This is a genomic window from Metabacillus mangrovi, assembly GCF_009711125.1.
GTDB lineage: Bacteria > Bacillota > Bacilli > Bacillales > Bacillaceae > Metabacillus_B > Metabacillus_B mangrovi.
Map to the genome: position 1 here is coordinate 340,141 of NZ_WMIB01000001.1, position 23,204 is coordinate 363,344.

Annotated in this window: 23 protein-coding genes; 1 reads left to right on the forward strand and 22 read right to left on the reverse strand. The window is 48.5% G+C overall.

The genetic code is table 11. The features are described 5' to 3' along the window. Nucleotides 1–104 precede the first annotated feature (104 nt). The 15 genes from asnS to GKZ89_RS01930 form a co-directional block, all read right to left on the reverse strand. Nucleotides 105–1,397: an asparagine--tRNA ligase gene (asnS, locus tag GKZ89_RS01860; RefSeq protein WP_162356361.1), complete on the reverse strand. Its 1,293-nt coding sequence runs from the start codon at nucleotides 1,395–1,397 to the stop codon at nucleotides 105–107. Nucleotides 1,398–1,519: 122 nt separating this feature from the next. Next, complete coding sequence (locus GKZ89_RS01865; protein ID WP_155110667.1) at nucleotides 1,520–2,704, reverse strand: pyridoxal phosphate-dependent aminotransferase; 1,185 nt, start codon at nucleotides 2,702–2,704, stop codon at nucleotides 1,520–1,522. A 14-nt stretch (nucleotides 2,705–2,718) separates the two neighbouring features. Continuing rightward, nucleotides 2,719–3,231, reverse strand: coding sequence for a PepSY domain-containing protein (locus GKZ89_RS01870; RefSeq protein ID WP_155110668.1), 513 nt, complete (start codon nucleotides 3,229–3,231; stop codon nucleotides 2,719–2,721). A 12-nt stretch (nucleotides 3,232–3,243) separates the two neighbouring features. Beyond that, nucleotides 3,244–3,414, reverse strand: coding sequence for a YpmA family protein (locus tag GKZ89_RS01875; protein ID WP_155110669.1), 171 nt, complete (start codon nucleotides 3,412–3,414; stop codon nucleotides 3,244–3,246). Between the two features lie 193 nt (nucleotides 3,415–3,607). Further along, entirely contained in the window at nucleotides 3,608–6,403 is a 2,796-nt protein-coding gene (gene dinG, locus GKZ89_RS01880) for an ATP-dependent DNA helicase DinG (protein WP_155110670.1), read from the reverse strand. Between the two features lie 161 nt (nucleotides 6,404–6,564). After that, nucleotides 6,565–6,951, reverse strand: a complete 387-nt coding sequence (gene panD, locus GKZ89_RS01885) for an aspartate 1-decarboxylase (RefSeq protein ID WP_155110671.1) — start codon at nucleotides 6,949–6,951, stop codon at nucleotides 6,565–6,567. After that, complete coding sequence (panC, locus tag GKZ89_RS01890) at nucleotides 6,952–7,809, reverse strand: pantoate--beta-alanine ligase (protein WP_162356363.1); 858 nt, start codon at nucleotides 7,807–7,809, stop codon at nucleotides 6,952–6,954. After that, a complete protein-coding gene (gene panB, locus GKZ89_RS01895) occupies nucleotides 7,806–8,645 on the reverse strand; it encodes a 3-methyl-2-oxobutanoate hydroxymethyltransferase (protein ID WP_155110672.1) in 840 nt (279 codons plus the stop codon). Before panB ends, panC begins: the two co-directional genes overlap by 4 nt. Before the next feature lie 231 nt (nucleotides 8,646–8,876). Next, entirely contained in the window at nucleotides 8,877–9,890 is a 1,014-nt protein-coding gene (locus GKZ89_RS01900) for a biotin--[acetyl-CoA-carboxylase] ligase (RefSeq protein WP_338324876.1), read from the reverse strand. After that, nucleotides 9,854–11,047 carry a CCA tRNA nucleotidyltransferase gene (locus GKZ89_RS01905; protein WP_162356365.1) on the reverse strand — a complete coding sequence of 398 codons (1,194 nt, stop codon included), beginning with the start codon at nucleotides 11,045–11,047 and terminating at the stop codon, nucleotides 9,854–9,856. The genes GKZ89_RS01900 and GKZ89_RS01905 overlap by 37 nt, the downstream gene beginning before the upstream one ends. Before the next feature lie 4 nt (nucleotides 11,048–11,051). Further along, the gene (gene bshA, locus GKZ89_RS01910; RefSeq protein ID WP_155110674.1) at nucleotides 11,052–12,188 is read right to left on the reverse strand and encodes an N-acetyl-alpha-D-glucosaminyl L-malate synthase BshA; all 1,137 of its coding nucleotides are present in this window, start codon (nucleotides 12,186–12,188) and stop codon (nucleotides 11,052–11,054) included. Next, on the reverse strand, nucleotides 12,185–12,862 hold the full coding sequence (gene bshB1, locus GKZ89_RS01915) for a bacillithiol biosynthesis deacetylase BshB1 (RefSeq protein ID WP_155110675.1): 678 nt from the start codon (nucleotides 12,860–12,862) through the stop codon (nucleotides 12,185–12,187). Before bshB1 ends, bshA begins: the two co-directional genes overlap by 4 nt. Beyond that, nucleotides 12,849–13,277: a methylglyoxal synthase gene (gene mgsA, locus GKZ89_RS01920; RefSeq protein WP_155110676.1), complete on the reverse strand. Its 429-nt coding sequence runs from the start codon at nucleotides 13,275–13,277 to the stop codon at nucleotides 12,849–12,851. The genes bshB1 and mgsA overlap by 14 nt, the downstream gene beginning before the upstream one ends. Before the next feature lie 12 nt (nucleotides 13,278–13,289). Continuing rightward, complete coding sequence (gene dapB, locus GKZ89_RS01925; protein WP_155110677.1) at nucleotides 13,290–14,090, reverse strand: 4-hydroxy-tetrahydrodipicolinate reductase; 801 nt, start codon at nucleotides 14,088–14,090, stop codon at nucleotides 13,290–13,292. A 1-nt stretch (nucleotide 14,091) separates the two neighbouring features. Continuing rightward, nucleotides 14,092–14,424, reverse strand: a complete 333-nt coding sequence (locus tag GKZ89_RS01930) for a nucleotide pyrophosphohydrolase (protein WP_155110678.1) — start codon at nucleotides 14,422–14,424, stop codon at nucleotides 14,092–14,094. 144 nt (nucleotides 14,425–14,568) lie between these two features. Here GKZ89_RS01930 and GKZ89_RS01935 point away from each other — a divergent pair, with 144 nt between their 5' ends. After that, nucleotides 14,569–15,438 (forward strand): YitT family protein, encoded by an 870-nt coding sequence (locus GKZ89_RS01935; protein ID WP_155110679.1) that lies wholly within the window; start codon nucleotides 14,569–14,571, stop codon nucleotides 15,436–15,438. Between the two features lie 166 nt (nucleotides 15,439–15,604). On the opposite strand, the gene cydC is transcribed toward GKZ89_RS01935, so the two are convergent. The 7 genes from cydC to lhaT form a co-directional block, all read right to left on the reverse strand. Continuing rightward, nucleotides 15,605–17,320, reverse strand: coding sequence for a thiol reductant ABC exporter subunit CydC (gene cydC / locus GKZ89_RS01940; protein WP_155110680.1), 1,716 nt, complete (start codon nucleotides 17,318–17,320; stop codon nucleotides 15,605–15,607). After that, complete coding sequence (gene cydD, locus GKZ89_RS01945) at nucleotides 17,317–19,047, reverse strand: thiol reductant ABC exporter subunit CydD (protein ID WP_155110681.1); 1,731 nt, start codon at nucleotides 19,045–19,047, stop codon at nucleotides 17,317–17,319. The genes cydC and cydD overlap by 4 nt, the downstream gene beginning before the upstream one ends. A gap of 26 nt (nucleotides 19,048–19,073) precedes the next feature. Further along, the gene (gene cydS, locus GKZ89_RS21555) at nucleotides 19,074–19,175 is read right to left on the reverse strand and encodes a cytochrome bd oxidase small subunit CydS family protein (protein ID WP_430696519.1); all 102 of its coding nucleotides are present in this window, start codon (nucleotides 19,173–19,175) and stop codon (nucleotides 19,074–19,076) included. A gap of 12 nt (nucleotides 19,176–19,187) precedes the next feature. Next, nucleotides 19,188–20,201, reverse strand: a complete 1,014-nt coding sequence (locus GKZ89_RS01950; RefSeq protein ID WP_155110682.1) for a cytochrome d ubiquinol oxidase subunit II — start codon at nucleotides 20,199–20,201, stop codon at nucleotides 19,188–19,190. Further along, entirely contained in the window at nucleotides 20,191–21,543 is a 1,353-nt protein-coding gene (locus GKZ89_RS01955) for a cytochrome ubiquinol oxidase subunit I (protein WP_155110683.1), read from the reverse strand. Before GKZ89_RS01955 ends, GKZ89_RS01950 begins: the two co-directional genes overlap by 11 nt. A gap of 205 nt (nucleotides 21,544–21,748) precedes the next feature. Then, nucleotides 21,749–22,528 (reverse strand): sporulation protein YpjB, encoded by a 780-nt coding sequence (gene ypjB / locus GKZ89_RS01960; protein WP_162356368.1) that lies wholly within the window; start codon nucleotides 22,526–22,528, stop codon nucleotides 21,749–21,751. A gap of 73 nt (nucleotides 22,529–22,601) precedes the next feature. Then, on the reverse strand, nucleotides 22,602–23,195 hold the full coding sequence (gene lhaT, locus GKZ89_RS01965) for a lipoprotein heptaprenylglyceryl N-acetyltransferase LhaT (RefSeq protein WP_155111085.1): 594 nt from the start codon (nucleotides 23,193–23,195) through the stop codon (nucleotides 22,602–22,604). Between the last annotated feature and the right edge of the window lie 9 nt (nucleotides 23,196–23,204).

A 23,204-nucleotide genomic window follows, 5' to 3' on the forward strand; every position in this document is an offset into this window, starting at 1 on the left:
GTCCCCCTCCTTTCTCTTTTTTTCACAGCGCTCAGGCTGCATGTATAAAGGCCTTCATTGGCTGAAAAAAGTCTCCAATCATGGAGACTTCGCTTCATTGTGCATTATGGGTATAAGCGATTAAGAAGTCTTGGGAACGGAATGGATTCGCGGACATGTTCCACTCCGCTGATCCATGCTACTGTCCGTTCAAGGCCCAAACCGAAGCCTGAGTGAGGAACAGAGCCGTATTTACGAAGTTCAAGGTACCATTTGTATGCTTCATTTTCAAGACCATGCTCTTCAAGTCTCTGCTTCAGCAGCTCCTGGTCATGGATTCTTTCTGATCCGCCGATAATTTCCCCGTACCCTTCAGGGGCAATCAGGTCTGCACACAGCACAACATCCTCGCGGTCTTTTGCAGGCTGCATATAAAACGGCTTGAGCGATGTAGGGTAATGCGTGATGAATACCGGCATGTCAAAGCTTTCAGCGATGGCGGTTTCATGCGGCGCACCGAAATCATCACCCCATTTAATATCATCGAAGCCTTTTTCATGGAGCATTTTAAGAGCCTCATCGTATGTGATCCTCGGGAACGGCGCTTTAATTTTCTCCAGCTTCTCTGTATCTCTTCCCAGCACGCCGAGCTCTAAGCGGCAGTTTTCCAGTACGCTTTGAACGATAAAGGAGACATAGTTTTCCTGTACGATCAGATTGTCCTCAAATTCATAAAAAGCCATTTCCGGTTCGATCATCCAGAATTCGATAAGATGGCGGCGTGTTTTGGATTTCTCGGCACGGAACGTCGGTCCAAAAGAAAACACCTTTCCGAGTGCCATGGCAGCTGCCTCCATATAAAGCTGTCCGCTTTGGGACAGATAAGCATCTTCATCGAAATATTTTGTATGGAACAGTTCGGATGTGCCTTCAGGCGCACTTCCGGTAAGGATTGGAGGATCTACTTTGGCAAATCCTTCTTTGTTGAAAAATTCGTAGGTCGCCCGGATAATTTCATTCCGGATCTTCATCACGCTGTGCTGGCGTTTGGATCTGAGCCATAGATGGCGGTGGTCCATCAGAAACTCCGTACCGTGCTCTTTAGGCGTGATCGGATAATCCACAGCTTCGTGGATCACTTCTACATTCGTGACTCCCATTTCAAATCCGAACGGAGACCGCTCGTCTTCCCGGATGATTCCAGTAACATATACAGATGTTTCCTGGGTCACAGACTTTGCCTTTTGAAAAATTTCTTCGGAAACTTCAGCCTTGACTACGACTCCCTGCATAAAACCTGTTCCGTCCCTGAGCTGCAAAAAAGCAATCTTGCCGCTGGAGCGTTTATTGGCGATCCAGGCACCGATCGTGACTTCTTTTCCTGTATATTGGCTTACTTGAGATATAGTTGTTTTCACTTCAAAATTCCCTCCACGGACCCTTGTCCGAATATGTATGTTTTTTATTATACTAACGGCAGGATGAGCAGGTCAATACGGTGCTGCCATTAAAAAAGGGCGGCGCGTACACCGCCCTCCTTTTATGCTTGATGGTTCTCCATATACCTGCTGATTCTGGCAAGCGCTTCTGTTAACTGATCCTGGGATGTAGCGTAGGACAGACGTACGTGATCAGGAGAACCGAAGCCTGATCCCGGGACGAGCGCTACTTTTTCTTCTGAAAGGAGCGCTTCAACGAACGCGTCCACTGATTCATGCCCGGTAGCTCTAGCTGCTTCACTTGCATTTGCGAACAGGTAAAAGGCTCCCTGCGGCTTGATGCATCGGAATCCCGGTATTTTTTCAAGCAGCGCATGCGTCTGATCCAGTCTGTTTTCAAACGATTTGCGCATGTCCTCAACAGGCTCCTGAGATCCCCTGTAAGCTTCGATTGCCCCGTACTGGGCCATAGAAGCCGGATTGGATGTACTGTGGCTTGCGAGGTTCGTCATGGCGCTGATGATCTCTTTCGGCCCTGCAGCATAACCGATTCTCCATCCCGTCATGGAATGGGACTTTGAGACACCGTTGATCACGACGGTGCGTTCTTTCAGTTCAGCTGACAGCTGTGCGATGGAAAAATGCTTCGCTTCCCCGTAAACAAGCTTTTCATAAATTTCGTCTGACACAATCAGCAGATCATGCTTGATGCATGTTTCACCAATCGCGATCAGTTCCTCCTCCGTATAAATCATCCCGGTCGGATTGCTTGGAGAATTAAGGATGAGCGCTTTCGTGCGATCGTTTGCGGCGTGGGCGATCTGCTCAGGCGTAATCTTGAATTGCTTTTCTTCGCTGCCTTCGATAATAACCGGCTTGCCTCCGGCGAGCTTCACTTGTTCAGGATAGCTTACCCAATATGGGGATGGAACGATTACTTCGTCCCCTTCATCCAGGATCACTTGAAAAAGTGTGTACAGGGCATGCTTTGCACCCGTGCAGACAATTACTTCTGCAGGCGTATACGAAAGCCCCTGATCTTCTTTAAATTTATCGATGATGGCATCCTTCAGTTCTTTTAAGCCTCCTGAAGGCGTGTATTTTGTGTATCCCTTTTCCATGGATGCTTCCGCTGCTTTAATGATGGCTTCCGGGGTGTTATAGTCCGGTTCTCCAGCCCCGAGGCCGATCACATCATGCCCCGCAGCCTTCAGTTCCTTTGCTTTGGCCGTAATGGCAAGTGTAGTGGATGGTGTTAAGGATGCCGCTCTTTTCGCTAATTTCATCGGGAAAATTCCTCCTATTTAATTGCAATATGCGCTAACATCGTACCTGATTTTGCATCAATATAATCATATGTGTAACGGCTGTAGCTGTCGATGTATTTCACTTCCCACACAGGCACTTGCTTATTTTTCTGCGGAAGCAGCCCGAGTTTGACACTGATCATTTTTTTCGGGGAGTATTCCTGCCTGGAGATCTTTGAAGCCCTGCTCTCTGAAATGATATCCGACAGGATCACCGTTACCGGTTTCTCTTTCAGCCTGCCAGACCTCACGAGGGAAGCCGCTTCCTTGCCGCCCGCATTCCTTCCGTAAACCGCGTATACCGGCTTGGAGTTTTCAGTGGGACCGTTAAACACGGTGGTTTTTTCTGCCGAGACGAGTGAATCGCTGTCCAGGACTGCGGCTTCTGCCGCCTTTTTTCCGTCTTCCGTACGATGAATGCCTGCCTGTACGGCTGAGGTGACAAACCAGCCAATACCGGCGCCAGCTGCGGTGATGATCAGAATAATCAGCCATTTTTTACTCATTATGTACTCCTGCTATGTACGGTAAATCGTGAATACAGCCTTGCTTTGATCCTGCTCATCGAGCGCGAGGCCAAACATCAGATTTTCCCTTTTTAATGTTCTGTTCAGGGAGTCCACGATTTTATAAAGATCATCTGAATGCTCCACTTTTACTGTAGAAAGGATTTCAATTTTGCTTTCCATAACAATTTCCTCCTGTACGCCACAAAAATTGTAACTAATATGTCTTCCTATTGGCGGCACAATAAGATTACAGCAGTGCAGATCGTTCTGCAGGTGGTTCCATTATAACAAGAACCGTACGATTCAGTGAAAATAATTTCTTCCTGAACCCACACCAATTTTTCCGGCTGAAGACAAGCTCTTCAGCCGTTTTTTATTTCTTCAGCCAGTCTGCTGCAATTTCGGCCAGTTCTTTAACCGGCTTGTAATGAACTTCCAGACCAGGTACTGCCTGCAGGAAGGATTGGCCGTAGCGCGCCGTCAGGATCCTGCGGTCCATCACCATGAGGACACCCCTGTCGCGGCCCGAGCGGATCAGCCTGCCGAAGCCCTGTCTGTATTTAAGGACGGCTTCAGGAAGAGAAAAATCGTAAAATCCGTTTTTCCCTTCTCTTTCGATCCTTTTTGTTTTGGCTGAATTGACGGGCTGATCGGGAGGTGCGAAAGGAAGCCGCACCATGATGATGGCTTCCAGTTCCTCACCAGGCAGGTCAATGCCCTCCCAAAAGCTGTTCGTTCCGAGGAGCAGGGCTTTATCGAGCTGCCTGAAGGATTTAATCAGCTTTCCTTTTCCTCCTGCACCTGAACCCTGACCGAGTACCGTATAATCAGAGAGCTGTTCATTTGCTTTCAAATGCTGCTGCGTGCTTCTCAGCATCTCAAAGGATGTAAAGAGAACAAGGGCTTTCCCTTTTACTGTGCGGACAAATTCAGCAATGCCTTCCGCAGCCGCTTCTGTGTATTTTTCCTGACTCACATCCCGGATTCCGGGAATATCGGAAGGGATAAACAGCTTTGCCTGCTTCCTGTAGTCATATGCCTGCGGAAGGATCAGCTTCTTCGGATAAAAATCGGCAAGGCCAAGTTCTCTTATACAGTAGTCAAAAGAACCATTGACAGCAAGTGTGCCGGAAGCCAGGATGACAGACCTGTGCTTTTCAAAAAGGCTGCCCGCAAGCATTTCCCCGATTGCAACAGGCCTGCTGCATAGGGCAGCAGCATTTTTTGCACCTTTCGCTTCCACTTCAATCCAGCCTGCTGTATCTGAAGCTCCGGTTGAAAACAGCAATGACACAGCTTCCCCCGCTTTTTGAAGCTTCTCGGCAATCGAGAAATATTCATTCATACGGGTCTGAACCTTCAGCGGCAATTCCATATGGGAAAGAAGCTGTTTTTGCTTTTTCATAATGGATGTCAGGTCGAGTATGTAAAAGCGGATCCTGTCTGCGAGTTCTCCGATCGCCTGCCAGTATGGATCTTCAAGCACTAATTCATCTACTGTGTAGGAAACCCAGTTCCCGGAAGTTTTCTTTTTTCTTAATACTGTAGAGTGCAGGGCCGTAAAAAATTCATCCAGTTCTTCACTGAATTCTTTGAGCAGCACATCCAGCTCTAAGCACAGATCGTATCCTTTTTCACTGTTGTTTTCAAACCATCCGGCCGCCGCGGCGAGCAGATTATCCGAATAAAGATGGCCGATCCGCTGCAGCCAGGCATGGATCGATGCATACTCCAGCCTCACTCCCCACTGGTCGCCTGCGATTCTTTCCAGATGATGGGCCTCATCGATGAGGATCTCCTCTGTATCCGGAAGCTGCTGCCGGCCATTCGCTGCATCATTCAGCAGAAGAGCATGATTGACAATCACCACCTGGCTCTGTTCCGCTTTTTTCCGTGCGAGATGATAGAACGACCGGTCCCGGTAAGGGTTATCCGGGTGAGCGGATAGGTGATCATGATGGATTCTCTCCCATAGCATTCTCCCGCCGGACGGGATGTTCAGTTCATCTGCATCGCCCGTTTCCGTCTCCTGAAGCCAGATGAGGAGCTGGGATTTTGTCAGGTTGGAATCGTAGTTATCATCCTTCTCCATCAATGCCAGCTCAAATTTATGAGGACAGATGTAATGCGATTCGCCTTTAAGGACCGCAGCTTTAATCCTTTTGCCGAGGATTTTTTCTGCAAGCGGGAGATCCTTTTCCAGCAGCTGATTTTGCAGCGTAACGGTATGTGTGCTGTAGATAAACCCCTTCCCCGTTTCAAGCGCGTATTTCAAAGAGGGGATCAGCAGGCCGATCGATTTGCCGGTGCCGGCTGGAGCTTCTGCCAGCAAGTGCTCACGGTTTGCGAGCGCCTCATATACCGAAAGCATCAGCTGCTGCTGGTGGTTACGCTCTTCATAGCCTGATATGCTTTCCTCCATACGCAAGAAAAGTTCGGAGAAATCCGGCTGGCTTGCTTTTTCAGGAAGCGGCTCCTCCTTTCGTGTAAAGACTGGGGAAAATGCCAGGGAACCGAAGACTTCGGTTCTGTTTCCGGAAGCGGTCGAAGGAAAATCCCCTTTTCTTTCAATGATCTCCTCAAGCACTTCATCGAGATCGCTGATAAAAGCCTCCGAGAGCTTCCTCAGGCTTTTAAGGGTGACCAGAGGCAGCTTCTCAAGCCTTGAGAGGATCAATCCAAAAATTTCTGCTGTAGCCTCTGCGTCACTGTCCGCCTGATGAGGCCGGTCATGCAAAATTTCAAGCTCCCTGCACAGTTCAGAAAGCTTATAGCTCTCAAATGACGGAAACATCAGCCGGGAAAGCTCAACAGTATCCATAATGGATCCCATAAAGCGAGGATACCCCGCCTGCTCCAGCTCCGCCTGTACGTAAGACAAGTCAAAATGAACGTTGTGCGCGACGAACGAGGCGCCATCCAGAAGACGGCAGATATCAGCGGCAATGTCAGAAAAGACAGGGGCACCCTCTACCATTTCCGTGCTTATTCCAGTTAACTCTTCTATAAAAGCCGGTATGGGCTTAAGCGGATTCACATAGCTCATGAACCGCTCAGAAATTCTTCCGTTCTCCCATACAACAGCCGCGAATTGTATAATTTTTTCACCCTTTTTAGGGGAACTTCCAGTTGTTTCAACATCCAATACAACGTATCGGCGATCATCCATTTATGACACCTCAATCAGCTTCCATTCCAGTACATTGTAACACTTTCCGGCACAAAACGCCTTCACTGCTGATGAAGAAAGCACTTCACCATTCAAGAGCGATCAGACTCCTGTTGAATAGAAAATGGCCGGTTTCCCTGCCAAACCGGCCATCTGCCTGATTATATCCGGATTGTTGAAGCGGGCTCTGTGCCAAGCATTTCAACTATACGGTTCTCTTCATCCATGATTGCGACTTTAGGAGTATGAGTGCTGACGCGTTCTTCCGGAATAATGGCATAAGAAATAATTATGACAACATCCCCCTCCTGAACGAGTCTCGCTGCCGCTCCGTTCAAACACACGACTCCGGATCCCCTCATGCCGGGAATAATGTACGTTTCAAATCTTGCTCCATTGTTATTATTCACAATCTGGACTTTTTCATTAGCTGTCATCCCCACAGCATCCAGAATCTCTTCATCAATGGTAATGCTGCCTACATAATTAAGGTTTGCCTCAGTTACCCTGGCACGGTGTATTTTAGCGTTCATCATGGTGCGGAACATTTAGTTTCCCCCTTTGTTAACTGTCCAGATTATATTATCGATCAGTCTTGCACCGGAAAATTTCACTGCAGCAGCAGCAATTATTTCACGGCTTTGTTCCGTAACAGGCACGAGCTCAGGATATTGCAGAATTTCTGCATAATCCGTTTCCCCGCCCTCGATTTCTGCAAGATGGCGCAGGATCTCAGTCTTAGCTGATTCTGCATGGAATCCATCCTCATAATTACGCTGTCCAGCCTGCAGAGCTTTATAAATTTTCGGTGCCTGCATCCTTTCGTCCTCCGTCAGGAAAACATTCCTTGAACTCTTCGCGAGGCCGTCTGATTCCCTTACCGTCTCAACCGGGACGATTTCAAGCGGGAAGAAAAATTCATCCGTCAGTCCTTTTACGACGGCTACCTGCTGGGCATCCTTTTTTCCGAAGTACGCCCGGTCTGGCTGAAGGATATGGAAAAGTTTCGTCAGCACGGTTACGACTCCGTCAAAATGGCCCGGCCTGGATTCACCGCAGAGGACATCTGTCCTGGCAGCTGCTTTCATCGTGACCGCCGGAGTTCCCCTGTACATTTCAGAAGCTGCCGGAGCAAAAACAAGATCCGCGCCTGCTTCTTTTGCAAGCTCCAGATCCCGCTCAAGGTCCCTCGGGTAGGATTCGAAATCCTCATTCGGACCGAATTGGGTGGGATTAACAAAAATACTGACTGCGGTACGTCTGTTTTCTGACGCTGCGTGCCGGATCAATTCCAGATGCCCCTCATGCAGGAACCCCATGGTAGGAACGAATCCGACTGAATGGCCGGCCTCCTTCCACCCTGCTATTTCATCTCTTGCTTCTGATATGGTATTGACTGTCTTCACTTTCTCAATCCTCCATATAATCCTTCAAGCAGCTCTTCATTCATTGTGAATGTATGCTCTGCACTCGGGAAAATCCGGTTCTTCACTTCATCAACATAGCTGGATAATGCCTTCCCCATGTCAGCATCTGCCTGGCCGTACTGCTTGACGAATTTAGGAACGCGGCTCACTCCGTATCCGGTAATATCATGATACACAAGCACCTGGCCATCCGTTTCTGCACCCGCCCCGATTCCGATAACAGGGATGTAAAGTTCCTGCCGGATTACAGCTGCCAGCTGCCTCGGCACACATTCGAGCACCAGCACAGCCGCGCCCGCCTTCTCGCATGCGATAGCGTCCTGAAGCAGCTTTGCCGCAGCTTCTTTCGATTTCCCCTGAACCTTATAGCCTCCAAGCACGCCTACTGACTGTGGAGTAAGTCCAAGGTGGGCGACGGCGGGCACACCGCTGTCCGTGAGGGCCCTGATCATTTCCGTCACTTCACCTGCTCCTTCCAGCTTCACGGCATGGCAGCCTGCTTCCTGCATGAGGCGGGCTGCGTTTTTCAGCGTTTCAGCCTTGGATGAGTGATAGCTCATGAACGGCATATCCGTCACAATGAACGTATCAGGAGCCCCTCTTTTTACAGCTTTCGTATGGTGGATCATATCCTCCATCGTAACGGGGATGGTGGAATCGTAACCCAATACCACCATTCCGAGTGAATCACCGACCAGAATCATATCGGCTCCCGCTGCTTCTGCCTGCTTTGCAGAAGGATAGTCATAGGCCGTAATCATCGCAACCGGCTGGTCTTCCTGCTTCATTTTCTGTAAATCGGTTCTGTTTTTCATTCTTTTCCTCCTCTTCATCTGGAGGAACAAAGGTATCCGAAATATAAAAATTCCTTCTTTCATCAGGAAAGAAGGAATGGAGACTTCGCGCACACGGATCATTCCTCTGTCCCAGTCCTGTGGATCAAGGCAGACGCTTTATAAAATGTATGGATCATGCTTTACAGGTGCAGTTCCAATGAAAAGGGATACTGCCCGAGTTAAGTATATCAAACCGTTTTATTTTTTCAATTATTTTTCCTTTTCAGGCAGCTCAATATCAGCAGAATAGATTTTCTCAATGCTTCCGTTCATCGTTTCCAGCAGGAGAACGCCTTCATCGTTAATGCCGATGGCCTTCCCTGTGATGGTGCCCTGAAGAGTCCTTGCAATGACTGTTTTCCCAAGGCTGATAGCATAGGATTCCCACAGCAGCTTGACCGGTCTGAACCCCGAGGACAGGTAAGCAGTGTACAGCTGTTCAAGATTCCGGAGGATCGCCTGAACGAGAACGGCTCTCGAAACCTCGGACCCCTTTTCGATTTTTAAGGACGTCGCGATTTGCTGAATGCCTGCGGGGAAATCTTCGGGGGACTGGTTGACGTTGATTCCCGTTCCAATAATCACAGAATGGACGGAATCCGCTTCTGCCTGCAATTCAGTTAATATTCCCACTGCTTTCCGGCCGTTTATTAAAATGTCGTTCGGCCATTTGATGGAAGGGGAGATCCCTGTCGTCTCCTCGATTGCCTGGACGATGGCAACCGCCGCAAGCAAAGTAAGCTGAGGTGTCTGGCTGATGGGGATTTTCGGCTTCAAGATGCAGCTCATCCAGATCCCGGTATGAATGGGGGAGTACCACACTCTTGCAAGCCGCCCTCTTCCCTCTGTCTGCTCATCTGCAATGACAACGGTTCCGTCGGCAGCGCCTTCCCCTGCGAGCCGGTGCGCGATCTTCTGGGTGGAAGGAACCGACTTTTCGTAATAGATGCTCTGACCAATAAATTGTGTATTCAATCCGGACTGGATTTCTCCTTTACTGAGCGATAAGGGCTTATTGATCAGCCTGTAGCCCATCCTCCTTACCGCTTCCACTTCGTACCCTTCATTGCGAAGACCTTCGATATGCTTCCATATAGCTGTCCTTGAAAGGCCAAGCAGCTCACTGATTTTCTGGCCGGATACAAAATCATCCTCCGCCTCCGAAAATGCTTCCAGCAGCTTTTGCTTTACGTTTCGGTTTTCCTGCTCCAATTTTCCAGCCACCTCCCGATCTCTTCTCTATCGTTTTGCAGTCTTCCTGCGAGCACCTCAGCTTCAATCCGGCCCAGCAGTGCTGAAACCCATGACCCCGGAGGCTTGCCTGCAATACGCAGGAGATCATTTCCATTGACTGCCAGATCTTTTCTGCTGAAGATCGGCAGCTGCCTGTACCTGTCTGCAGCATCACGTTCAGCTGACCATTCCGGCTGTTCTGAACAGATTTTCTCCGTACTGATGACTGTTTTCCCGCCAGCTTCATAGAGCAGCTCTTCAGTCCAGCTGCCGGCAAGCCTCGCGAGCAGATACTGATACACCGCGGCAATCTCTGCGATCCGGCTTCCAGACATTTTCCAGTGCTTCAGGAAATCCTTAGGATCATCCGGTCTTATATCGTACAGCAATAAAGCCCACCTTTCGTTTGCTTCAAGCTTCTCAAAAGAACGGCCTGAAAAGCGATGCAGGCCTGCAGATCTGGTACCGAAACCTGGCAAATACTCGTGAAGGCCTGTCCGGATCAGCAAACGAAGAGCAGCGTTCACATTTTTGCCCTGTAAAAGCTTGTCTACTTCGGCAAGCTTGCGTTCAGCGGAAATATCCTTCATTAAGCCCGCGAGCTTTTCAATTTCATAGAGTGCTTCTTCCGATACTGAAAATCCGAGCTGGCTTGAAAACCTCAAGGCCCTCAGCATCCTGAGCGCATCCTCCGAAAACCTTTCTGCCGGATTGCCGACGGCTGAGATCAGCCCTGCCTGCAAATCCTCCCGGCCGTTAAAGTAATCATAGATCTTTCCCTTTTTGTCCATTGCCAGGGCATTCATTTTAAAATCTCTCCTCTTCATATCTTCGAGAAGAGAGGTCACGAACGTTACACGGTCCGGGCGGCGGTGATCAGCATAACCCGATTCCGTCCGGAAGGTTGTGACTTCATAAGGATGACCGGAATGGATGACGATAATGGTTCCATGCTCGGCCCCGACATCTATCGTTTTTGGAAACACTTTTTGTATGTCCCCGGGTGCAGCCGATGTGGCAATGTCCACATCATGAATCGGCCTGCCGATCAGTCTGTCCCGCACCGCCCCTCCAACGAAAAAAGCCTCATATCCTCTCGTCTCAAGGGCTTCTATTATCGGCATAGCCAGCAGAAATTCCTTTTCCATATCATCAGACTCCCTGAACCAGATCATAGTAAATCGATTCATATTGTTCGACTATCTGGTCTCTCTTGAATCGTTCCTGGGCTGCGATCTCAGCCTGCTTTGAGAAACGTCTGTGAAGCTCCGGATCGCCGAGAAGTTTCACGGCATGAGCAGCCGCGGCCCCGATGCTGCCCGTTTCTACAATGTAACCATTCTCATTATGGGAAATGACCTCGGGAATCCCGCCTGCATCCGTGCCGATGCACGGAACACCGCAAGCCATCGCCTCAAGCAGGACCAATCCAAAACTCTCTTTCTCGGACATCAGCAGCTTTAGATCACTGATCGAATACAGCTCATCCAGATTCTCCTGCTTCCCTAAGAGCAAAACCTGATCCTTGATTCCAAGTTCATCGACTAGACTGCATACAGAAGACATTTCCGGGCCGTCTCCAACCAGAAGAAGTTTAGAAGGAATCTGCTCTGCGATCTGCGCGAAGGTGTGGACCACATCCTGGACACGCTTGACCTTCCTGAAATTTGAAACGTGGATGACCACTTTTTCATGTTCTTCGATCTTATAAGCTGCCTTCAGGCGTGAAGCATCTTTTTTGTAGTAAATCCGCTCGTCAATAAAATTGTAAACGGTTTCGATATGTTTGTCGGGTGCGATCAGTTCGTGAGTCTGCTCGACAAGCGCATTCGATACAGCTGTGACGCGATCTGAAGCTTCTATCCCAAAGCGGATCAGCTGGGCCATCGATGGATCAGAGCCCAGAACCGTTATATCTGTCCCATGCAGCGTAGTCACGAATTTCAGACGGCTGCCCGTCATCTGCTTCGCTAAAAAAGCACAAATCGCATGCGGTATCGCGTAATGGACATGAAGCAAGTCCAGGTCCTCACGCCGGGCTACCTCAGCCATTTTGCTGGAGAGGGCGAGGTCATACGGGGGATGCTTGAATACAGAATACTGATTGACTTCTACACCGTGAAAATAAATATTGCTGTACACTTTGTTCAGCCGGAAAGGGACACTGGATGTGATGAAATGAATTTCGTGGCCTCTTTCTGCTAAAAGCTTTCCGAGTTCTGTTGCCACTACTCCTGACCCGCCTACGGACGGATAGCAGGTAATACCGATTTTTAACTTCTTTCTCATTTTTCCTCACCTGGCAATTCATTAATCAAAATAGGATCTGTGCTAAAGAAGCCTTCACCAAATGCTCGCTGGACCATGGACCCATAATGCTGCTCCCTGAAAAGGGCATGTTCTATGTATAGCTTGGAATCTGTTTCGTAAGCCCCAAGGCCCGCTTTTTTTATCTCGGTGTAATCTGTTATATCCAATACAAAATCCGGAGTCTGAAAACCTGCTGCCAAATAGCTGAACTGTTGCCGTACGGAATGAGAGGGCAGATTCAGACTGTCTCTGTACCGGTCGATCCCGGCAGAATGAACAGCTTCTTTCACTAAGGACGCACAGGATGCAAAATCGGGCTTTGTTCTTTCTTTAGCCGGAATGCAGATGATCTCGGGCCGGTATTTCCTGATGACCGAGACAAGACGATCTACGTAGGACGCTGCCATGTAGAGACCCCTGTCCGGGAAATCAAGGAAAACCCTTTTTTTCACACCGAGCATCTCAGCAGCTGAACGTGCCTGATTCTTCCTCTCTGCGACTGACACACCGGGTGACAGCTCTGCTTCTGTCAGGTCACAAATCCCTGTATCTTTTCCTAAGCTTGAGTATTTGGCAAGCGTGCCGCCCATTCCCGCTTCTGCATCGCCCGGATAGACGCCAAAGGCGAGAATAAACAGTTTATCTTCCTTCATCCGCTTCCTCTTCCCGGCGCTGATGAAGCACCTTCCTCCATTTCAGATCTCCCCGGTCCAAACCATGAATGAGGATTTCTGCTGTTCCCATATTCGTCGCGAGAGGAATCGCATAAACGTCGCAAAGACGGATTAAGGCAGATACATCCGGTTCATGGGGCTGTGCTGTCAGAGGGTCACGGAAAAAAATAACGGTGTCCATCTCATTGCGGGCAATCATCGCCCCGATTTCCTGATCTCCTCCGAGCGGGCCGGATTGGCATCTGGTGATCTTAAGCCCGGTCGCCTCCGTAATACGCAGACCTGTCGTTCCAGTTGCATACAATTCATGCTCCTCAAGGATGCTTTTGTAGGCAGTGGAGAACTGGACGATATCATTCTTCTTTTTATCATGGGCGATCAGTGCAATTTTCATTGGTATCCCTCACTATTCGATGATATTTTCCAGCCCGTAAACGAGCGTCTCAATCTTCATTACCTGTTCGGCAGACAGCCTGACGCCTGACATAAAGGATTTACGGTCATATGAATCATGCCTGATTTTAAGGGTCTGGCCTTCTCCCCCGAAAAGCACTTCCTGATGGGCAACGAGTCCTGGCAGCCTGACGCTGTGGATGCGGATCCCGTTGTACGATGCACCTCTTGCACCTTCAAGGGTTTCTTTTTCATCCGGATGGCCCTGCTGCTTTTCCTCTCTGATCTCCGAAATCATTTCAGCTGTCTTCAACCCTGTTCCGGATGGAGCATCGAGCTTCCGGTCATGGTGCTGCTCAATAATCTCGACGTCAGGAAAAAATTTGGCGGCAAGCTGTGAAAATTTCATCATCAGCACGGCTCCCACCGCGAAGTTAGGGGCGATTATCGCACCGAGTCCCCGGCTTTCAGCCAGCTCCCTTAGCTCCTTCAGATCCTCTTCAGAAAATCCGGTTGTACCCACTACCGGTCTCACTCCTGCTTCCAAAGCCGTTTTCGCATGATACATTCCGGTTTCAGGTGTCGTCAGATCAATGAGGACGTCCGGGTTTGTCTCAAACAGACATTCCTTAATGTCTTCATAAATACGAGCCTCACTGCTGAACCCTTCTCCGATTTCACTCAGTTTGCTTCCGCCGTTCCTGCGGTCGAGTGCACCGGCGAGTGTAAAATGAGGGGTTTCTTCTGCAAGTTTAACGGCTTCTCTGCCCATTCTTCCGCGGGGCCCCGCGATGACCACTTTAATTTGTTCCATTTTACTTCTCCTCTTTTCTCGTCCAGCGGTTCGCATCCCGTACTGTGAATTTGTTCATGACCAGGTCATGTGCCTGCGCTAGATCAATGTTTAACGAGTTTGCCATACAAACAAGGACAAACAGGACATCCCCTAGCTCTTCTTCAATCGCTTTATCACCTTCGGATGATTTTTTCGGTTTTTCACCATACCGGTGATTGATTTCCCTGGCAAGCTCCCCGAGCTCCTCTGCCAGTCTGGCCGTCATGGCGAGCGGGCTGAAATAGCCTTCTTTAAACTGGCCTATGTATTGATCCACTTCATTCTGGATCTCCTTCATGCTTTTTTCTTTCATCTATAAACCCCGCTTCCTTAGATCAATCCATGAATCTGTTCAACATTATACCATCTGCTTTGCCATTTCGCCTTGATTTGCTGTTTCTTCCGGGTTGAACTATAATGTTAACGCCAACATAAGCCATTTGGGAGCTGATTGCAATTGTACGGTCTAAAATTTGAGAATATTTTGTTTATCCTTCTCGGTTCAGCTATCTTCGCATTTGGACTCGTCCACTTTAATATGCAGAATGAACTGGCAGAGGGCGGTTTTACGGGGATCACCCTCCTGCTGTTTTTCCAGTTTAACATCGATCCTTCGATCTCAAACCTGGTGCTGAATATTCCCCTGTTCGCAGCGGGATGGAAACTGCTCGGCCGGGTTTCGTTTATCTATACCGTAATCGGCACTGTGAGTCTGTCCTTGTTCCTCTGGATTTTTCAGAAATACCAGTTCCCCCTTCACCTGGAGAACGACTTGCTGCTCGTATCCTTGTTTGCCGGAGTGTTCATCGGTGTCGGACTCGGAATTATCTTCAAGTATGGCGGCACTACAGGCGGAGTTGATATCATCGCACGGCTCGTGCAGAAATACAAAGGGGTCAGCATGGGAAAAACCATGTTTCTTTTTGACGTGTGCGTCATCGGACTTTCACTGTTAACCTACCTTGACCTGAAAAGGGCGATGTATACCCTTGTTGCTGTGTTCGTGGGTGCCCGCGTCATCGATTTCCTGCAGGACGGGGCATACGGGGCGAAAGGCGCAACCATCATCTCCAGAGATAACCTGCTGATTTCGAAAAAAATTCTCGAGGAGATGGACCGCGGTGTAACCATCCTCAAGGGGCAAGGCTCTTACTCAGGAAACGAGATGGATGTCCTGTACTGCGTCGTTGATAAAAGAGAGATTGTCATGCTCAAACAAGTTATCACTTCCGTCGATCCTCATGCATTCGTAGCCGTTACCGATGTCCATGATGTGCTCGGAGAAGGATTTACGTTGGACAGCGAGAAAAACCCGATCGCAAGATGACCCTTATAAGCACCTGTGCCTGAAGACTTCCGGCACAGGTGCCTTTTTTAATGAGTGTTTCTTTTCCGCTTCTTTCCCGGCATCGAGCAGCGAAAAAGAAAACCCCGGAAAGCATGCGCAGCAGCACATTTCCAGGGTTTTCAGCCAATCGGTACACGAGGGATCATTAATAGGATAGAACAGCTGCTTCAACTTGCTTCAGCTTGTAAAAGTCCCCTTTTTTGTTCATGAGCTCTTCATAAGTTCCTTTTTCCTTTATCCTTCCCGCTTCCATCACGACGATTTGGTCCATCGATTGCAGACCAGCCAGCCTGTGGCTGATGAAAACAGCTGTTTTTCCGTCTGATTTCTCCAATACTTTTTCCATCAGCCGTTTTTCCGTCAGCAGGTCCATAGAAGAAAAGGCTTCATCCAGGAGCCAAAGCTGTCCTTCCCTTAAAAACGCGCGGGCTAGGGCAAGCTTCTGCCGTTCGCCGCCTGATAAATTTTCCCCTTTTTCAAGAACTTTGTCCTCCAGGCTGTACTGGCTAAGCTCTGCTTCTTTCAAGGCCTGTTCCATCATTTTTTCTGTGGCATGCTCATTTGCAAGCAGCAGATTGTCGCGTATAGATCCAAAGAAAAAATGATTTTCCTGCAGGACGGGGTTGGCCAGGCGCCAGATGTCTTCCTGATCAATGGACTGAAAAGGACGGTGATTGCAGGTCAGTGACCCGCTTTCAGGCTCGTACATCTTCAGGAGAATCTGAAGGATCGTCGATTTTCCGGACCCTGATGGACCGACAATCGCGGTTCTCGATCCCAGTTTCAACTCCAGGCTGATATGATGCAATGTATTTCTGAAGTCCTCCGGATAGGCGAAGGTCACATCGTCCATGATGATTTCCACAGCATCCGCTGCAAAAGGTTCGGCCGGCTCCTTTGCTGAATGGGCATTATCCTGCGCAACGGATTGAAGCTGGATGGCTGAACGGCGGGCATCCGCAAAATGAGCCGGGAGGGCTGCCATTGGGAAGGCATACTCGAACACATTCAGCCCCATCATGATCAGCATCGCTAAAAACAGTCCGTCCAGCTGTCCGCTTGCAGCTTCAAAAGCACCAATCATGGCGATGGACCATACAGCGAGCATGGATACAGCCATATTTACGGCTTGCCCGCCGTTGTCCAGTGACTGTCTTCTTTCCTGTTCCTCAAGGGCAAGGCCTGATAATTTAAGAAGATCCTGCTTTTTTGTTTCGGCTTTTTGATGGATTTTAAGATCCCGGAAGCCATATAAGAACTCCGCTGCTTCAGCTGACAATTCATTCCTCTGTGCCTGAACCGACTGCTTCGCCTTATGCTGGCGCCAGGCAAAAAAAGCAGGCGCGGCAAGGCCGGTGATCAGCATTCCGATTCCCAATGTCAAGCTGATCCAGACAGAATAAAAAGCCGTAAAGAAAATGACAGCCGTAAAGACAAAGAAAAAGATGAGCGGCGGATAAAAGACTCTTAAAAAGAAGTTCTGCAGGTTTTCAACGTCTCCTACAAACCGGGCAAGCAGATCCCCGCTTCTCCAGCGCTTTAAAACAGAAGGCGGGAGCGGCTCAAGCTTTTCAAAAAACCCGCTGCGGAGATTGCCTAGAATGGTAAAGGTCGCCCTGTGTGAATAATACCGTTCCGCATATTTGCCCAAGGCCCTGGCGATCCCAAATACCTTAAGCAGTGCGAGCATAATCGTTAGTGTGTAAAGGGGCGGAATAAGGGCGGCTTTTGAAATGACATACCCGCTCGCCCCAAACAGGGAGATTCCAATCAAGGCAGCAGCTATTCCAAGACCTGCTGATAAAAGGACATCCTTTTTCTCTTTCATGACCATTTGACTGACGATCATCAAAGCCTTCAAGTGACCAACGCCCCCTTTTGGTTATCCATCATTTTCCGGTAAGCGGGTACCGTTTTAAGAAGGTGATGATGAGTTCCGGCTGCCAGGACTTTTCCGCTGTCCAAATAGACGATGGTGTCCGCCTCTTTGATCGTATAGAGGCGGTGAGCTACTGTAATCATGCTTGCGTGACGGCTCAATTCCTTGATCGATGCTTGCAGGATTTGCTCGGTGGATAGATCCAATCCGACAGTCGGTTCATCAAAGAGGATGATGGACGGCTTTTTGATGAAGGCTCTTGCCAGAGCGATGCGCTGTTTTTCGCCTCCTGATAAGCCTCTTCCCCCTTCTCCGATCTCCGTTTCAAATCCGGATTCCAAGGACTGAACCAGCTCAAGAAGACCTGCTTTTTCTGCTGCTGCGTGCAGTTCGGACTCTGTCACGTCATGTTCAGCACCAAGGCTGATGTTCTCCCTGATCGTACCTGAAAACAAGTACGGATTTTGGGAGATGTAGCTGAGCTTTGAGAACCACTCTTTTTCCAGATAGCTGTTTCTAGGCTTACCGTTTATGTGAATCGTTCCGGAGGACGGCTCGATCAGTCCGGACAGCAGCCGGAGCAGTGTGGTTTTTCCGGAGCCGTTCGGACCGATAACAGCAAGCTTTTCACGCGGGTGTACGGTGAGGTTCAGCCCCTCCAGCGAGAAAGGTCCGCTCTCGTACACAAAATCAACATGTTCCAGCTTGATTTCAGGAGGGCTGCTGTCTAATAATCCTGATTCTCCCCAAGCCTGGAGCCTCGCTCGTGCATTCAATTCTTCACTGATCTTAGATGCTGCTCCGCTGCTTCCCCGGCCTGCATGGAACGCGCTGCCCAAATCCCGCAAAGCGAGATAAAAATCCGGGGCCAGAATCAAAATGAAAAACGCAGCAAAAAAAGAAACATTTTGAAACACGACAAGCTGAAGACCGAGTTCAAAAGCGATGAGGCCTACACTGAGCATGGCGATAAACTCCAAAGCGAGCGAAGAAGCAAAGGCCGTTTTTAGAACATCCATCGTTGCATCACGGAATGCAAAGCTTTTTTGGCGGATTGCCTCTTTCTGCTGTTTTGCTTTACCCATAAGCTTTAATGTAACAAGTCCCTGTAGGACATCGAGAAAATGGCCGGAGAAGGCCGTCATTTTTTCCATCTGCTTATCTGCTTTTTTTTGCGTTTTCAGCCCGATCACAATCATATAGATCGGGAAAAACGGAGCAGTGATCATCATCAGCAAACCTGAAAACAGGTGCTGTGAGAACACCGCTGCCAAAATGAAGACCGGCACAATCGCCGTTTGAATCACCTGTGGAATATAAAAGCTGTAGTACTGATCCACTTCATCTACCGCATCTAAAAGGATGCTGGTTTTTTTCCCGGTCTGTCCGCTTAGCGATGCCTGCAGAGGATGATCTGCATACGTTTGAACGAGCTCCCTGCGTATTTCCTTCTTTACAGCTGTCCCGAGCTTTATACCGGATCGCCTCGAGCTGAAAAGCGTCACGACTCTAAACAGCAGGAAGCCGAGCAGGATAAAGAAGACCGGAAGAACCGTTTTAAAATCCCCTTTTTCCAAAAAGATTTCATTCACGATCCATACAAAGCAATAAGCCTGGCCGATCAGCACGGCTCCATTAAACACAGATGAGAGAATCAGCGGAATCATCCATTTTTTATGAGCAAAAGCTCTCTTTCTCAGCTGTTCCATTTATTGAGAATCTCCTCACTTGACAATTAGTTTAGCGGGGACTTCCCTTTTGCCCCCCATACAAATAGGATGACGATGGCCGAAATGACCAGAATTACTGGTGCTGCCGTGATTAAAAACGTGTTCATGACAAGTCCTCCCTATTTTCTTCCCTGCACATAGTCGTTATTGAACAGGAATAATCTCATCAGCAGATACAGCGATGGAACAAGCAGGAAAAATCCTGCCAGGAATGCAATGATCAGCGTGATGGCCATTGTGTCATTTGTAAAGCTTCCATAAATGGTCAGGTACGGATAGAGCAAATAGGGGAGATGCGCGGCTCCGTACCCGTAAAAGGCAAATGCAAACTGAAGCATGACCAGAATGAATGAGATGCCCGGTCTTTTCTTTTTCCAGATCAGATAAACGGCTCCGAGGAAAAAGAGGAAGGAGAGCACGAACATCCAGCTGAGGTCCAGCATTTTCTCAAAATGGACAGAGTTATGGCTACTCATCGCCCAGAAAACGAGAATACTTGCAAGAATCGTCGGAGCACTCCAGGAAAGGGCATATTTCCGGAGCACAGCATACGCTTCCTGATCCCCTGCCTTGTGTGCATAAAAGGTCAAAAAACAAGCTGAAATGTAGAGAACACTTACGATTGCAAGAAGAATCACCGCCCACGAATAAGAGCTTGTAAACAAAGCACTATAGTTCAGGGAAACGTCCGGTCCGGCCACTTCTATATAGCCGCCCTCCGAAATGGTAAAGACGGTAGAAAGAGATGCCGGGATGAGGAGGCCTGTCGCGCCGTAGAGCAGCTGATACCAGCTGCGTGCTTTGCTGCCGTAATGATGAAACGCATAGTAAGAACCACGGATCGCCAGCAGAATCACCGCTATGCTTCCAGGAACAAGCAGTGCTGTTCCATAGTAAAAGGAAACCTCCGGGAAAAAACCGACAAGCCCGATATAGAAAAAGATCAGGAAGACGTTGGTGACCTCCCACACCGGAGACAAATACCGGTTGATTACTTTTTTAACGACATTTCCTTTACCGGTGACCGATGCGTAATAGCTGAAGAAACCTGCGCCAAAATCAATGGATGCAACAATGACATACCCGTATAAAAAGGTCCATAGCACCGTAATCCCGATGATCTCATAGCTCATCTCCATCCCTCCTGTCGAGCCCTGTTTTTTCAAGTTCTTTTTCTGCCGGATTCCCTTTAAATGTGCGGATTAATACGGCAGCAGCGGAAACAATCAGGATCAGATAGAGCGCAGCGAATAAATAGAGCATAAGGTCCACATTCTGTGAGGTGGTTGCCCCTTCTGCCGTTTTCATGACCCCTCTGATAATCCAGGGCTGACGTCCCTCTTCCGCAAAAAACCAGCCGGCTTCGATCGCAATCATGGCAAGCGGACCTCCTGCTGCGATCATCATCAGGAGCGGTTTATTATAAGGATTCCACTTTTTTTTCTTGTAGAAGAAAAGGTACAGGAAGGAAATCAGGGCAAGAGCCATCCCGATACCGACCATTGTGTCAAACATATAGTGGACAACAAGCGGCGGCCAGTTTTCTTCAGGAAACTCTTCAAGTCCGGTCACCTCGGCATCCGGTGTTCCGTGCGCCAGTATGCTCAGCGCATAAGGAATTTCGAGGGCATATTTAATCTCACCGTCTTCCTCAAGAATTCCTCCAAGGATCAAGGAAGCCTCTTCCACCGTTTCAAAATGCCATTCAGCAGCAGCCAGTTTTTCTGGCTGGTAATTGGCTAAATATTTTCCTGACAAATCACCTACAAGCGCAGTCGTTACTGCAAAAACAAAGGCGACAGTCATAGAAAGGTGAAGTGCTTTTTTATGGTAAACATGATTTCTTCCCCGTAACAGGGCTACGGCAGAGATGGCAGCCAGCACAAAAGCCGCGGTCAGGTAGGCTGATGATAATACATGAGACACCTTAGTGGGTGTAGCCGGATTAAACATAGCTGCAAACGGATTAATGTTGGACAGCACTCCATTCTCATAAGTAAACCCGAGCGGTGCGTTCATAAATGAGTTAACCGTCGTAATGAAGAAGCCGGATGCTGTGGCCCCGAGCGCAGCAGGAATCAGCAGCAGCAGGTGGTACATTTTGTTTTTAAAGCGGTCCCACGTATACAAGTAGATTCCAAGAAAAATGGCCTCAAAGAAAAAAGCGAATGTTTCAAGGAACAGCGGCAAGCTGATCGTCTGGCCGGCAACCTGCATGAATTTAGGCCACAGCAGGCTGAGCTGCAACGCTATTGCGGTTCCTGTCACGACTCCTACAGCAACGGTTATGATATACCCCCTCGCCCATCTTTTGGCGAGCAAATGGTAATGATCATCATTCCGTTTAATGCCGATCCACTCAGCGAGAGCAATCAACAGCGGAACACCCACTCCCAATGTAGAGAAGATGGTATGAACGGCGAGCGTTAGTCCTGTTAGTATTCGGCTGTATAAAACCGGATCATATTCAAACAAGTGCGGTTCCTCCTTTTCGATTTCGAAGGTGTATTGTAGATGAAGTATACGCATCTGCCATGCATCAATCTATACGTTTCACGAATTCTCCTCAAATTGTTCACAGTTTCACAATCTTATTTTCGACACATTTACAAAAAGCTTCGTTTCGGATCACCTAAACCTGCGGGACAGCAAAAAGAGCAGCACCCAGCTGCTCTCCTGTTTACTGCTCTCTTTCCCTCTCCCCCTGCTTTTCTCCTTTAAACTTTCGCCAGCCCGCATAAAAGAGAGTGGAGATGATGATTCCGCCTGTTGAGATGATGACCCAAATCAGCGATGGGTCGGATTCGTCTTTTTTTACTCTGTCAAAAAGCTGCTGAAATTCAGATTCCATGGCTGTCAGATGTTCGACCTTCTCTTTTTCCGAACCGCTCTCCACCCATTGATTTTTCCCGCTGGTAATGAGAGCGTCTACTTTCCGGATCTGATCAGGCGGCACATCAACGGACACCGATGGATAAATCAATTCGTAAAAGCCGAGGAATTCATTCCAGTCCTGCTCAAACGCGGCCGCTTCGCCTGCTGCATCTTTTTTCATATTCTGAAAAGCTGCCATTATACTTGGTTCTGCTGAACTCCACAGCGGTTCATTCTCTGTAAAAGCAGCATCTACTACCATGTGGAACTGGGTGACGGCCCTCACCTTATCTTCTTCGCCGCTGTTCATGTTCATCAGTGCATCCACCGCATTCTGATGGACGGATGAAATGGTGCGGACTGTCCGCCCTGATACAGACGAATTACTTCCCTGGTCCTGAAATTGCCTGGAGAAATAATTCAGTACTTTTAAGGAATCCTCTATGCGTCCCTGCTTAGCAAGCTGAAAAGCACTGTAAGAGGTTTCAGATAAACTTTTCCACCGGTCCGGCGGCTCTTCTGCCTTTACTTTGCTTCCCGAGAAGAGAAAAAGCAGGATCACTATGCACGCTGTCCATCGTTTCATGTTTGTCCCCCCACCAATCATCTAGTAAAAAATATGTGGGGAAGGACAAGATTAGACCAGTCAGTGACACGGATTAAATAATCTCGAGTCTCGTTCTTTTCTCTTTAATCACGAACCAGTAGGCAATGCCGAGAGAAGCAATGCTCAGCCAGAACGTAAAATACCCGATATTCGGCATATAATCCATTAAGGAATAATAGATCGGCATCTGTCCGAATACATAGTCAATTACATCATTATGAAGCGTCCAGATGGCAGCGATAATCAGGTGGCTCATTTTAAACCGGTAGAATGGTATGTACAGGAGCCCCTGGATGGCCATCGCCATATGTGAAGCCATCAGCATGTATCCAGCAGGCTCAAGATCGCCTGTTGTCAATAAGACAAGCAGATTCATGACAGTCGCCCAGATACCGTATTTGAAAAGGGTGACGACAGCGAGAACCTCCATCAGGCCCGACCGTTTCCCTATCAAATAAAGGAAAAGTACGATCGTAAAGAAAAGACTTGCTGTTGGACTGTCTGGCACAAAAATCAAAAAATGCGCAGGTGTCACAACGAACTGGCCCATATACCAATAATAGCCGTAAATCGTTCCAAGGAGGTTTACTGCAAAAAGCAGCCATAAAAACGGTCTTTGGATTAAAGCAAATTGAATAAATTTCATCATCACAGC